This window comes from Thermobacillus sp. ZCTH02-B1 (assembly GCF_002159085.1).
Taxonomy (GTDB): Bacteria; Bacillota; Bacilli; order Paenibacillales; family Paenibacillaceae; genus Thermobacillus.
Map to the genome: position 1 here is coordinate 113,124 of NZ_LZRU01000012.1, position 12,948 is coordinate 126,071.

At 66.8% G+C, this 12,948-nt stretch carries 13 protein-coding genes; all 13 read right to left on the reverse strand.

Translation table 11 applies throughout. The annotated features are described in order from the left end of the window. Positions 1–7: 7 nt before the first annotated feature. The 13 genes from glyS to A9Z00_RS05495 all read right to left on the reverse strand — a co-directional run bounded on the left by glyS (position 8) and on the right by A9Z00_RS05495 (position 12,937). A complete protein-coding gene (gene glyS, locus A9Z00_RS05435) occupies positions 8–2,086 on the reverse strand; it encodes a glycine--tRNA ligase subunit beta (protein ID WP_296975147.1) in 2,079 nt (692 codons plus the stop codon). Continuing rightward, entirely contained in the window at positions 2,079–2,966 is an 888-nt protein-coding gene (gene glyQ, locus A9Z00_RS05440; RefSeq protein ID WP_296975148.1) for a glycine--tRNA ligase subunit alpha, read from the reverse strand. The genes glyS and glyQ overlap by 8 nt, the downstream gene beginning before the upstream one ends. A 365-nt stretch (positions 2,967–3,331) precedes the next feature. After that, positions 3,332–4,159 carry a DNA repair protein RecO gene (gene recO, locus A9Z00_RS05445; RefSeq protein WP_296975149.1) on the reverse strand — a complete coding sequence of 276 codons (828 nt, stop codon included), beginning with the start codon at positions 4,157–4,159 and terminating at the stop codon, positions 3,332–3,334. 43 nt (positions 4,160–4,202) lie between these two features. Beyond that, positions 4,203–4,355, reverse strand: a complete 153-nt coding sequence (locus tag A9Z00_RS05450; protein ID WP_296975150.1) for a YqzL family protein — start codon at positions 4,353–4,355, stop codon at positions 4,203–4,205. Between the two features lie 195 nt (positions 4,356–4,550). Further along, positions 4,551–5,495 (reverse strand): GTPase Era, encoded by a 945-nt coding sequence (era, locus tag A9Z00_RS05455; RefSeq protein ID WP_296975151.1) that lies wholly within the window; start codon positions 5,493–5,495, stop codon positions 4,551–4,553. After that, entirely contained in the window at positions 5,492–5,959 is a 468-nt protein-coding gene (locus tag A9Z00_RS05460; protein WP_296975152.1) for a cytidine deaminase, read from the reverse strand. Before A9Z00_RS05460 ends, era begins: the two co-directional genes overlap by 4 nt. A 76-nt stretch (positions 5,960–6,035) precedes the next feature. Next, the gene (locus A9Z00_RS05465) at positions 6,036–6,410 is read right to left on the reverse strand and encodes a diacylglycerol kinase family protein (protein ID WP_296975445.1); all 375 of its coding nucleotides are present in this window, start codon (positions 6,408–6,410) and stop codon (positions 6,036–6,038) included. After that, the gene (gene ybeY, locus A9Z00_RS05470) at positions 6,410–6,904 is read right to left on the reverse strand and encodes an rRNA maturation RNase YbeY (protein WP_296975153.1); all 495 of its coding nucleotides are present in this window, start codon (positions 6,902–6,904) and stop codon (positions 6,410–6,412) included. Before ybeY ends, A9Z00_RS05465 begins: the two co-directional genes overlap by 1 nt. Further along, positions 6,905–9,148, reverse strand: coding sequence for an HD family phosphohydrolase (locus A9Z00_RS05475; protein ID WP_296975154.1), 2,244 nt, complete (start codon positions 9,146–9,148; stop codon positions 6,905–6,907). Positions 9,149–9,344: 196 nt separating this feature from the next. After that, entirely contained in the window at positions 9,345–10,349 is a 1,005-nt protein-coding gene (locus A9Z00_RS05480; RefSeq protein WP_483316273.1) for a PhoH family protein, read from the reverse strand. Continuing rightward, positions 10,346–11,539: a sporulation protein YqfD gene (gene yqfD / locus A9Z00_RS05485; RefSeq protein WP_296975156.1), complete on the reverse strand. Its 1,194-nt coding sequence runs from the start codon at positions 11,537–11,539 to the stop codon at positions 10,346–10,348. Before yqfD ends, A9Z00_RS05480 begins: the two co-directional genes overlap by 4 nt. A gap of 156 nt (positions 11,540–11,695) precedes the next feature. Then, positions 11,696–11,983 (reverse strand): sporulation protein YqfC, encoded by a 288-nt coding sequence (gene yqfC, locus A9Z00_RS05490; protein WP_296975157.1) that lies wholly within the window; start codon positions 11,981–11,983, stop codon positions 11,696–11,698. 315 nt (positions 11,984–12,298) lie between these two features. Continuing rightward, complete coding sequence (locus A9Z00_RS05495; protein WP_296975158.1) at positions 12,299–12,937, reverse strand: hypothetical protein; 639 nt, start codon at positions 12,935–12,937, stop codon at positions 12,299–12,301. Between the last annotated feature and the right edge of the window lie 11 nt (positions 12,938–12,948).

A 12,948-nucleotide genomic window follows, 5' to 3' on the forward strand; every position in this document is an offset into this window, starting at 1 on the left:
CTGTCCGTTACGGCCAGACGATCTTCGTGAAATCCGCGATCCGCCGGATGTCGGCCGCGACGGCCGCAAGCTGGGCCAGGCGGTTGTCCCGGACCGCCGGGTTGTCCGTCATGACCATGACCCGGTCGAAATAGGCGTTGATCGGGTCCTTCATCTCCGCGAGGGCCTCGAGCGCCCGCGCGGGATCACCCGCCTCCAGCGCCTCCCCGGCGCGGACGCGTGCGGAAGCGTGCGCCTCGTGCAGCCTGCGCTCCGCCTCGTCCTCGAACAGCGACGGATCGACGTTCGCGTGCCCGGCCTTCGCCGCGAGGTTGCACACGCGGTTGAACGCGTCGTTCACGGCCTTGAACGCGTCGCCCCTCGCGACCGCCTCCGCCACCGCTTCCGCCCGCTTCACCGCGAGCAGCGGATCATCGAAGCCCGACGCCATGACCGCGTCGGCCACGTCATACCGGATGCCCGCCTCCGACAGCACGTTCCGGACGCGCAGGCCGAAGAACTCGTACAGGTCGCGCAGAATCTCGTCGCGGCCGCGCTTCAGCCCGCGCTCTTTGTAAAGGTCGAGCGCGATGCCGAACAGCTCGCCGAGCGTGACCGGCAGCTTGTGCGCAAGCAGCGTCTGCACGACGCCCGCCGCCTGGCGCCTGAGTGCGTACGGGTCCTGCGAGCCGGTCGGCACGATCCCGATCGAAAAGCATCCGACGATCGTGTCGACCTTGTCGGCGATGCCGACGACGGCGCCGACCAGGCCCTCGGGCGGGCCGTCGCCCGCGTGGCGCGGACGGTAGTGTTCGTTCACCGCGCGGCAGACCGCCTCGCGCTCGCCCCGTTTGCGGGCGTAGTCTTCGCCCATGATCCCCTGGAGCTCGGGAAACTCATACACCATCGACGTGACGAGGTCGAACTTGCAGATGTCCGCGGCCCGGCTGATGTCGGCGCGCACCGCCGCGTCGTCCGTCACACGGGAAGCGACGGCGTCGGCCATCCGTCGGATGCGGCGCGCCTTGTCGCCCATCGTGCCGAGCTCCTCGTGCCAGACGATCGTCTCGAGCTTCCCGAGCGCCTCGCCGATCGTGAGCTTCCGGTCCTCTTCGTAGAAGAATTTCGCGTCCGAGAGCCGCGCCCGGAGCACCTTCTCGTTCCCGCGGCGCACGACGTCGATGGAGGTCGCGTCGCCGTTGCGCACCGTGACGAAGTGCGGCAGCAGCCTGCCCTCGCCGTCGAACACCGGGAAATACCGCTGGTGCTCGCGCATCGAGGTGATCAGGACCTCCTGCGGAATGTCGAGGAACGCCGGATCGAACGAGCCGTACAGGACGGTCGGATATTCGACGAGGAACAGCACCTCTTCGAGCAGGTCGTCCGGCACCGCGATGTTCCAGCCGCGCTCGCGTTCCAGCGCCCCGATCTGCTTCAGGATCTCCGCCTTCCGCCCGTCGACGTCCGCCAGGACGTACTGCTCCCTGAGCTTCTCCGCGTATTCGGCCGGCTTCGCAAGGACCGCGTCCGCGCCGAGGAACCGGTGTCCGCGCGTCACGTTGCCGCTTGTTACACCGGCGATCTCAAACGGGACGACGCGCTCGCCGTACATTGCGACGATCCACCGGATCGGACGGACGAATCGCAGGTCGTGGCTGCCCCAGCGCATGCTCTTCGGGAACGTCATCGACGCGATGATGCCCTTGAGCCCTTCCGGCAGCAGCTCGGCGGTCGGCTTTCCTTCGCCGCTCTTCATCGCGTAGACGTATTCGACGCCGCCCGTCTCCTTGAAATAGAGCTCGTCCGGCTGCACGCCCTGGCTGCGGGCGAAGCCGAGCGCCGCCTTCGTCCAGTTGCCGCTCTCGTCCACGGCGATCTTGCGCGCCGGTCCGCGCACTTCCTCGCGGACGTCGGCCTGACGTTCCGCCACGCCGCGCGCGAGCACCGCGATCCGGCGCGGCGTCGCGTACGCCTCGATCGATTCGAAGGCGATGCGCGACGCTTCGAGCCATTCGGCCGTCTTCGCCTCGAGCTGATCCATCGCACCGCGGACAAAGCGGGCGGGCACTTCCTCCATCCCGATCTCGAGCAAGAGATCCTCAGCCATTCGACGCCGCCTCCTTCTTCAGCAGCGGGAAGCCGAGCCGCTCCCGCTCCTTCAGGTAGACCATGGCGCACTGCCGCGCCAGGTTGCGCACGCGCATGATGTAGCCGGTCCGCTCCGTTACGCTGATCGCCCCGCGCGCATCAAGCAGGTTGAATGTGTGGGAACATTTCAGCGCATAATCGTAGGCCGGATACACGAGATTCCGCTCCAGCGCGCGCTTCGCTTCCTCCTCGTACTGGTTGAACAGGTTGAACAGCATCTCGACGTCCGACACTTCGAAGGTATACTTCGAATGCTCGTACTCGGGCTGCAGGAAGACGTCGCCGTAGGTGACGCCGTCCACCCATTCGAGCTCGAAGACGTTTTCCTTGTCCTGGATATAGGAAGCGAGGCGCTCAAGGCCGTACGTAATCTCGACCGCCACCGGGTTCATCTCGAGGCCGCCGACCTGCTGGAAATAGGTGAACTGGGTCACTTCCATCCCGTCCAGCCACACTTCCCAGCCGAGCCCCCACGCGCCGAGGCCCGGGTGCTCCCAGTTATCCTCGACGAAGCGGATGTCGTGGTGCCGCGGATCGATGCCGAGCCGCTTCAGGCTCTCCAGGTACACCTCCTGGATGTTGTCCGGCGACGGCTTCATGATGACCTGGAACTGGTGGTGCTGGTACAGCCGGTTCGGGTTTTCGCCGTAGCGGCCGTCGGCAGGGCGCCGCGAAGGTTCCACATACGCGACGTTCCACGGCTCCGGGCCGATCGACCTCAGAAACGTCATCGGGTTGAGCGTGCCCGCGCCCGTCTCGATGTCGTACGGATTGACGACGACGCAGCCCTGTTCCGCCCAGAACTGCTGCAGGGTCAGGATGATGCCCTGAAAGTTCATGCCATGCACTCCCTCGCCACGAATGGTATGATCCGGCGGTCGCGGCGGAACGCCGGCCGCATGCGGAAGCCGTCGGGAGCACGCCAAAAAACTCCCGTCCCACACGTCCGCATCCGGACGCAGGGACGGGAGCATCTCCCGCGGTTCCACCCTGCTTGGCCGCCGCCTGCCCGGCGGACAGCCCGCCTTCATTCGAACAGGACTCCGGAGCGCCGTTTCACCGGCCGGACCGGCCGGGCTCGCACCATCCCCGGCTCGCTTGCATCACGGTCCGCTGGCCGGCTACTTCTCTCCGTCATCGTCCATGACATATCCCATATTCATATTAGGATATTATATCAGCCTGATTTATCCATGTCAAATATTCACGATCCCGGAAATCGCGGGCGTCCTTCCGTCCGCCCGTCCGCCCCGTGTTCCGGTGCGGGCGGTTTGTCCGGAACCGGAAGCCCGCCGAGCGCCTCCAGCGATTCGAGAAACGCGCGCGACTTCAGCCGGTGCGGCAGATGCTCGTCGACGAGGGCGCGAACGCCCCGGCGGACGGCCGCCTTCGTTTCCGGTCCGACGTTCACCTCGCCGAGCCGCCGGAGATCGACGGCGGCGAGCAGGCGCATGAGCTTCATCGCCTTGTCGCCGAGGCGGAGCACCAGCCGGCCGTCCGGACGGCACGCCTGGCAGACCGCGCCGCCGAGCGCCGGCGCGAGCGCGTCAAGCCCGTCCGTCCGCCCGCAGGAAACGCACCGGTCGAGCACCGGCGCGTAGCCGGTCGCCTGCAGAATCTTCAGCTCGTAGACGTGCGTCGTCACCTGCGGGTCCTTCCCGTCCTCCAGCGCGCCGAAGCAGGCGAGCAATTGTCCGAAAATCCGGCTCCCCGCCTCCTCGTCCTGCAGCGCCCGGTCCGTCAGCTCCGCGGCGTACGACGCGTACGCGGCGAGCTCGATGTTCTCCCGCAGCTTCCGGTGGGGACGGATGATCTCTCCGCTCGACAGGGTGCCGAGACCCGATCCCTTGTAATAGACAAATTCGCCGTATGTAAAAGGAAGGGCAAGCGAGCCGTACCGGCTCCGCGGCTTGCTGGCGCCGCGGATCAGCACACCCGTCTTGCCTTGCGATTCGGTCAGCAGCGTGACGATTTTGCCGCCTTCCCCGTATTCCATCGATCGGATGATGACGCCTTGCACGCGAATCAGCACGTTCTGCGCCTCTCCCCCCGCACAGCCCTTGTCCGGCGCGGATTCATTCGGGCACCTCGTCCCAGTGATCGAGCGAATCCAGCGATTCCGGCGTCAGCTTCTTCTCCCGTTCCTCCAGTTCGTCCATCTCCCGGTACAGCAGAAACGCATCCACATCTCCCGTCAGCGTGAAGATCTTCCAAGAGAAATCGCGCATGCGGACCATCCTTTCGATGCGGCCGAGACCGGTCCGCAGCCGGAACGGCCTTCGGCCGGATTATGCACGACTCTTGCGGGATTTAGGATGCGACGCCCTCCCGCCGGCTATCCGAGGGAGTTCGGCCCAGCGCCGGCGGCCGCCCGACCGGGAAAGCGGCGTCACAGCCGCCGATTCCGAAAGTTGGAAACTGCGTCAGTCCTCCGGCCGGAAGCCGAAGTCCCGCAGCACCCACTCCTGGTTGCGCCAGTCCTTTTTCACCTTCACCCAGAGATCGAGATAAATGCGCGAGCCGAGCAGCGCCTCGATCTCCTGGCGCGCCAGGGCGCCGATTTGCTTCAGCATCGCGCCGTTCTTGCCGATGATGATGCCCTTCTGCGATTCGCGCTCGACACAGATGACGGCGCGGATATAGACGACGCCGTTCTCCTGGGCGCGCATCTCCTCGGTCACGACGGCGATCGAGTGCGGCACTTCCTCGTAGGTGAGGTGCAGAATTTTCTCCCGGATCAGCTCGGCGCAGATGAACTGCTCCGGATGGTCCGTCACCTGGTCCGCCGGGTAGTACATCGGCCCTTCGGGCAGATAGCGGATGATCTGCTCGAGCAGCGTCCCGACATTGTTGCCGTTCAACGCCGAGATCGGCACGACTTCGGCAAATTCGTGAAGCTCGCGGTATTTCGCGATGGCCGGCAGCAGCGCGTCCGGATGCACCTTGTCGATTTTGTTCAGCACAAGGAAGGACGGCGTCTTGATCTTCTTCAGCTTCTCGATGATGAAGCGGTCGCCGCCGCCGAGTTCCTCCGAGACGTCGACGAGGAACAGGATGACGTCGACTTCCTTCAGCGCGCTGTCCGCCGACCGGTTCATGTAGTCGCCCAGCTTCGACATCGGCTTGTGGATGCCGGGCGTGTCCAGGAAGACGATCTGCGCCCGGTCCGACGTATAGACGCCGTGGATCTTGTTGCGCGTCGTCTGCGGCTTGTCCGACATGATCGCGACCTTGCGGCCGATGAGATGGTTCATCAGCGTCGACTTGCCGACGTTCGGCCGCCCGACGATCGCGGCGAAGCCGGAGCGAAAGCCGCCTTCCCGTTCCGCGCCGGCCGTTGCATCCGGGCTTGTGATCCGTTCGCTCATGGTTTCTGCCCCCCTTTCCGCGACCGGTCTTCCTCAAGCTGCGCCGAAGTGAACGCGCCGGGCAGCAGCTCGGCGACCGTCGTCACCCGCCACTTTCCGCGGATCGTGCCGAGCACGACCGGCATGTCTGGCGCGCACAGCTCGGCGAGCACCTGCCGGCATGTGCCGCAGGGCGTCACCGGTTCCTCCGTGTCCGCCGTGACCGCGATCGCGCGGAAGCTGCGCGGCGGCCGGCCGGCCGCGACGGCGCTGAACAGGGCCGTCCGCTCGGCACAGTTCGTCGGCCCGTAGGCGGCGTTCTCGATGTTGCATCCGGGATGCACGTTGCCCTCCGCGTCGAGCAGCGCGGCACCCACCGCGAAACCCGAATAGGGGATGTAGGCGCGGGTCCGCGCTTCGGCGGCCGCCGCCAGCAGGGCCAGCGCCTCCCGCTCGCCGATCGGGAATGACGCGCGATCGCTCATGTACGGCCGTGCTCCTTTCCGTCAAGTCCAGTGTTGCCGAATGCGGGATTCGCCATGACGCCGGCCCGGGCCGGCGTCAGCATCCGATCAGTTCCCGGAGCCTGTTCCAGAGCGGCGGGCCGAGCAGGATCAGCCCGACGGCGGCCGCGAACAACGCCGCGGCCAGCACGCCGCCCGCCGCCGCATCCTTCGCCTCCTTCGCCAGCGGCCGGTGCTCCGGGCTGGCGAGATCGACGACGCGCTCGACCGCCGTATTGACGAGCTCGAGGCCGATGACGAGCCCGCACAGCGCGAGCAGGACGGCCCATTCCAGAGGCCCGGCCCCGAGCCACAGCGCGAGCAGCGCGACGGCGGCCGCCGCACAGAGATGGATGCGCATGTTCCGCTCCTTGCGGACGGCGAGCGCGATGCCCGCCGCGGCGTATTTCAGGCTCTCCAGGAAGCGGCGCATCACCGGGTCAGCCCCGCCCGCCGCAGAATCTCCTCCTGCTTCGCGAACATGATCCGTTCTTCCTCTTCGGTCTGATGATCGTAGCCGAGCAGATGGAGGAACCCGTGCACGAACAGGAAGCCGATCTCCCGCTCCAGCGAATGGCCGTACGCTTCGCTCTGCGCCTTCGCGCGCTCGAGCGAGATCACGATGTCGCCGAGCATGCCGGAGATCGGATCATCCTCGTCGTCCGACAGATCGCCGAACACGATGTCCGGCTCGCCGCCGTCTTCGTTCAGCGCGAACGACAGCACGTCGGTCGGCCGGTCGATGCCCCGGTATTCGCGGTTCAACTCGCGGATGCGCTCGTCGTCGACGAAGGTGAGCGCCACTTCGCCGCGTTCGATGCCCTCCTCTTCGCCGGCCAGCCGAAGCAGCTCTTCGAGCCGCGCGATCCAGCCTTCCTCGAGCCTGACCGCATCCTGTTCGTTGCTCCATTCGAGCACAAGACCCATTTACGCCTTCTCCTTCGATTTCATGTCTTCGGGATATTCGATGCGCGAGTGGAAGATGCCGACCACCGCTTCCTTCAACGTCTGCGCGATCTTGTCCAGTTCCTTCAGCGTCAGGTCGCACTCGTTGAACTGGTTGTCGTCCAGCTTGTCCTTGATGATCCGGTTGATCATCGACTCGATCTGCTCGATCGTCGGATTGCGCAGCGAGCGAACGGCCGCTTCGACCGAATCCGCGATGCCGACGATGGCCGCTTCCTTCGTCTGCGCCTTCGGACCGGGGTAGCGGAAATCGTCCTCGGTGAAGTCCGGTTCGACGCCCGCCGCCTCCGCCTGCTTCAGCGCCTTGTGATAGAAGTATTTCAACAGCGTCGTGCCGTGATGCTGTTCCGCGATGTCGCGGATCGGCTTCGGAATGTTGTGCGCCTTCAGCATTTCGACGCCGTCGCGGGCGTGGGCGATGATGATCGACCGGCTCAGCTTCGGATCGATCGAATCGTGCGGGTTCTCCATGTTGTTCTGGTTCTCGATGAAGTAGGCCGGCCGCTTCGTCTTGCCGATGTCGTGATAGAACGATCCGACGCGGCACAGCAGGCCGTTCGCGCCGATCGCCTCCGCCGCCGCCTCGGCCAGGTTGCCGACCATGACGCTGTGGTGGTAGGTGCCCGGCGTCTCGGTCAGCAGCTTGCGCAGCAGCGGATGATTCGGGTTCGACAGCTCGATCAGCTTCAGTGCGGACAGGATGCCGAACGACAGTTCGAAGAACGGCATCAGACCGATGACGAGCACGACGGCGAGCAGCCCGCTCGCGAACGCGCAGGCGGCCGCGTAGAAGATCTCCATGCGGGGCGGCAGCTCCCCGAACGAGATCAACGCGAGAACCGCCGCGGTGCCGGACAGGCTGGCCAGGGCGCCCGCCTTCAGCAGCGTCGAGCGCTGGCCGGCCTTGTGAACCGCAAACACCGCCGCGAGCGAGGTGACAAGGGTGACGAACCCGAACGTAAAATCGAAGATCCGCCCGCTCTCCGCATTGAACAGCACGCTGCCCGCCGCCGCGAACACGACGGCCGACAGCACCGCGAGGTTGAGATCGAGCAGAAGCGCGATGAGCACCGGTCCGAGCGCGGCCGGCGCCAGAAAGCCGAGATACCAGGTATCCGCCGTCTGGATCAGCGCCACGATCGCCATCGCGAGCAAATTGATCGCGAAGATCATGAGCAGCATGAGGAGCTGCGAGTTGCCGTATTTCGCGTTCGAACCGCCGCCGGGCAGTCCGACCGTCTCGAGATGGCAGTAGATCGCGAGCGTCGACAGCAGCGCGACGACGACCAGCCCGAAGTAAGGCCGGACGTTCGCGGAGCTCTTCAGCAGCCCGAGGCCCTCCAGCCGCTCGTAGATTTCCGGCGTGATCGTCTGGCCTTTCCGGACGACGATGTCACCTTCCCGGATCACGACGGGCGGCGTGTTCTCCCGCGCCTGCGCCCGCGCCTTCTCGGTCGCCTCCTGGTCGTAGAACCGGTTCGGCATGATCGCGAACCGCGCCAGTTCGGCCGCGATCTCGCGGTCGACGCGGTCTTCGAGCGAGCTCGTGTTGACGAACTCGGCCACCTTCGCGCGCGCGGTCTCGGCGTCGGCGAGCTGCTCGGCCATCAGCCGGCGCACCGTCTCGGACGCGACCTGGCGGATCGCCTGCAGCCGCTCGCCCGAAAGCAGCGGCAGCTTGTAGTAGGTCTCCTCCGGAATCGTGTAGCGCTGCTCCTTGACGTTGCGCGCCATCTCTTCGAGGAGGCCGGCGTTGTAAATGTCCGAATCGCGGTTCTCGGCGACGAACCGGTCGACGAACGCGTCATACCGGGCCGGAATCTCGCGCCGGTAGATGTCGACCTTGTTGTCGAACGAGACGTCTTGGTCCGCGTTCAGCTGCTCGATGCGGGCGACGATCTGGTCGACCAGCGTCTCGCTGCGCAGCGCCACGATCGAATATTTCGGCTCGACGCTCTCGGCCGCCTGCTCCTTCGCGAGCTCGGTCGCCCGTTCGTCCACCCACTGCCGGGGTGCGGCGATGTCGCGGGTGCTGACGCCGCCGAGTTCCAGATTGTAGGTTTTCGGAATGAGCCGCGGCGAGAGAACGGCACAGAACAGCAGCACGAACAGGGTAAGCAGCAGCCAGCGCACCGCCGCGCTCTGCTTCCAGCCCGCCTGCCGTCCGCGGCCCGTCCTCCGGACCGCCGCACCGTTCGTACCCATGCGGCATCCCTCCCGTGTTGTGCGGACGGCGTCCGCGCGGCCCCGGCGCGCCTGCGCACCCGGACGCTTGCCCGGCCGGCGCGTCCGCTCCGCCGCGTTCCGGTTCTCCGTTCCCCGGGCTCCGATGCTTGTCCCGTGACGCCGGCTTCCTGCGCCCGGTCCCGGATCCGGACCGCCGGCCGCGCGTCCGGCATGGTCAATCCGTCCGATCGTCTTTCCCCGAGGACGCTTCCTCCTCCGCGCGGGCGTACGCCGCGATGATCCGCTGCACCAGCGTATGCCGGACGACGTCCGACTCGGTCAGCTCGACGAAGCCGATCTCCCCGATGCCGTCCAGAATGCGGCGCGCCTCGATCAGGCCGCTCTTCTTGCCCCGGGGGAGGTCGATCTGCGTCACGTCGCCGGTGATGACCATCTTCGAGCCGAAGCCAAGGCGGGTGAGGAACATCTTCATCTGCTCGGGCGTCGTGTTCTGCGCCTCGTCGAGGATGATGAACGAGTCTTCCAGCGTACGGCCGCGCATGTAGGCCAGCGGCGCAACCTCGATGATGCCGCGCTCGAGCGCCCTTGCCGACTGCTCCGGCCCCATGACGTCGTGCAGCGCGTCGTACAGCGGCCTCAGATACGGATCGACCTTCTCCTGCAGGTCGCCCGGCAGGAAGCCGAGATTCTCGCCCGCTTCGACCGCGGGACGGGTCAGCACGATCCGCTTGACCTTGCCTTCCCGGAGCGCCGCGACCGCAAGAACGACGGCGAGATACGTTTTCCCCGTGCCGGCCGGGCCGATGCCGAACACGATGTCCTTCTTGCGGATCTCCTGGACGTAACGGCGCTGACCCAGCGTCTTGAGCTGGACCGGCTTGCCCCGGTATGTCGTCGTGATCGGCGTCTTGAACAGATCGAGCAGCTCGTCCGCCTTGAGTTCCCGCGCCAGCTCCAGCGCGTAGGCAATGTCCCGCTCGGAAGGCGTGTAGCCGCCCCGGACCAGCTCCAGCAACACGGTGTAGAGCTGCTCGAGGGCGGCAAGCTCGCGCTCCGGACCCGTGATCACGATCTCGGCGTCCCGCGACCGGATTTCGGATTGCATCCCGCTCTCGATGAGCCGCAGGTATCGGTCCTGCGGACCGAACAAAGCCATTCCTTCCGCCGTGCTTGCCAGCGGAATCCTGACGGTTCCCGTCTTCTCGTGCAAAAGCGTCATTCTCCTTGCAGTTGAACTAGCGGTCTTTCTTCCGTAATCGACTGTTCCGCTTCGAACAGTACTTTCATATAAACTTTACCATTCTCGGTCCGGCGATGCAAAATCTTTTCCGCCCGGATTACCGCGTCGGCGCCCGCCTTCCGCAGGAGGTCGGCACGGGCCTGCATGAGCCCGACGGCGATCGCTTCCCGCTCCGTCAGCCGCCGCTCCTCGTACCGGACCTCGAGCTGCGTCTCCCGGATGCGGCCGACCGGCAGCACGATGCCGCGCCAGGCCGCGTTCTCCTGGTGCAGGACGGATTCGTATTTCTCGAAGGGCGGCGGGCCGAACCCGCTGACCTTCAGGCTCCGCCGGCCCAGCACGGCGTGCCAGACCGTGCGCCGCTCGCCCGTGTACGTCTTCGCCTTGCGCACCAGCGGCGATACGATGTCGTATTCGTGCCAGACGAGACCGCGCACGGTCCCCTCCGCCGGCACGGTGACGAAGTTGCCTTCGCTTCCGAGGATGCCGGAGATCAGCACGTCTCCCTTTCGCACCCGCTGGTTCTTTTTCACGACGGGCCGGCCGCGGGTTGCGACGATGCGGGTGACGACCGCGTCCTCCGATGCGACCAGATGGCGCGGGCTGAGCAGTTCGCGCGGCTCGGGCTCGGTGGACTCGACGATATGGATCCGGACCAGCGTGCCCCGCTTCTCCACGCCGACCCAGGCCGCGCCGGGCAGCGCGCCCTGGAGCCGCCGCGCGAGCTCCGCGGAATCCGGCAGGCGGAACGACCACTGGAACGGACGGAGCCCTTCCGCCCGCGCCGCCGCGAAAATCTCCTCATCCGGAATCCGCTCGTTTCCCTCGATCTCGACGCGCCAGACGAGCGACGAGAGCAAGTAGAGCGCCGCGAAGAACAGCGCCATCCCGGCCGCGAAGAACTTCCGCCGTCGCACCTTCGCCATGAGGAATGGCAGCCCGCTCTTGCGCGCGATCCGGATCCGGCAGCCTGTCCGCTTGAGGTGCGGGCGCAGCCGGAAAAAGTCGCCCGCCGTCACGATGCATTCCAGCTCCCCGCGGCTTGTCCGCCGCAGATGGAGGAGTTCGATCCCGTCCGCCGCCGCCTCCCCGAGCAACCGCTCCGTCCCTTCCCCGGAAATGCGCACCGTCACAAAGCCGCGCAACGCATGAAACCATGTCACCCTCATCCGCACCACGCTCCCCGTCGAAACCTTGTCCTCTTCACGGGCACGGGACTCCCCGTCGAGATCGCTTCTCCCGCATCCGTCCGCAATCCCCGCCGGCACCTTGTCCCCTTCGCGCGCACGGCGCTTCCCGCCGATCCCGTCTCGCCGGCATCCGCATCACGCCCCCTGTCCGTTGATCGATACCTGCGTGATGACGCCTTCCACGAACATTTCCTCCGCCCAGATGCCGCGGATGACCAGACCCTTGCCCGCGATCTCGAGGCTGCCGTTCGGCAGCCGGAGGCTCAGCCTGTCCGGCGAGAAATGGATCACGCCCCGGTGGTTCTCGATGTGGAGCTGCCGGTCGCCGATCATCGTGAGGCGCGGCAGATCGAACACGACGTCCTGGGGCAGCTCGAGCACCCGGGCCGTCCAGTGGCGCAGGCGGCGGCTGATTCGGCGCATGGCGGATCCGATCCCTCCCCTTGTACCTTACAAAACTATGCGGCGGAACGGGGGAATATGAAGAAGCCGGGGGCTGTTCGGAGCGTTGCGCGCAACGGGAAGCGGATGCGGCGGCATGCGGGACGGCGGAAGATGCGGGATCCGGCCGGCACGCGAAAGCGGACGGGGATGGGCCCATGAAGCCGCGGTCCCACAAAGGCCGGGAGACGACATGGCGGGGATTGCGGAGACGGGGACAACGGATGCCGACGGAAGCATGCGCGCCAAGTGCCGCAGCCCCCTTGTCCGGAGACAAGGGGGCTGCCTGCGGTTCGGTTACCGCCCGATACGACGCCGGCCGTAGGGCCTGAGCGCCCGCGGCGGACCGAGGATTTCGGCCCAGATGATCGCCTTGCGCAATTCGTCCGGCCCGGCGGGCGCCCGCGCGGGCCGTCGTTCGACCTGCAGGGCGGGCGCGATCCCGACGGCTTCGGAGGTGCGGGCGGCCGACGGGTCCGGCGAACTTGTCCTCGGGGAAGCCGGCGCAGCCGCGGACGGCGCCGGGGAGCGGTTTGCCGCCGAAGGCTGCCCGCCCAGGCGCGCGTCCGCGGTGACGACCGGGCCGTGCCCGGCCGCGTCCGCATGGCGCGGCGCCACCGGGATGCCGGGCATCTCCGCCCGGCCTGCGCGATGCGGGCCGCCCGGCGCCCCGCCGGCCCACGGGGGACCGCCGCCGGCTTCGCGCCGGGTCCATCGGCCGCCGGGAACCGCGCCTCCGGGATGCGTTCCGTCGGGCGACTCCCGCCGGTCCCGCAGCGGGCGGTGCGGCAGGCCGCTGCCCGGTCCGCCGCCGAAATCCGGCATCCGGCTTCCGCCTCCCTGCCGTCCGGCGCGGCCGAACAGGGATGTCAGGATGCCGATCACGATGATCACGAGGATCAGATTGTCGAACAGGAACCCGATCAGCGCTTCCATCGTCCACCCCC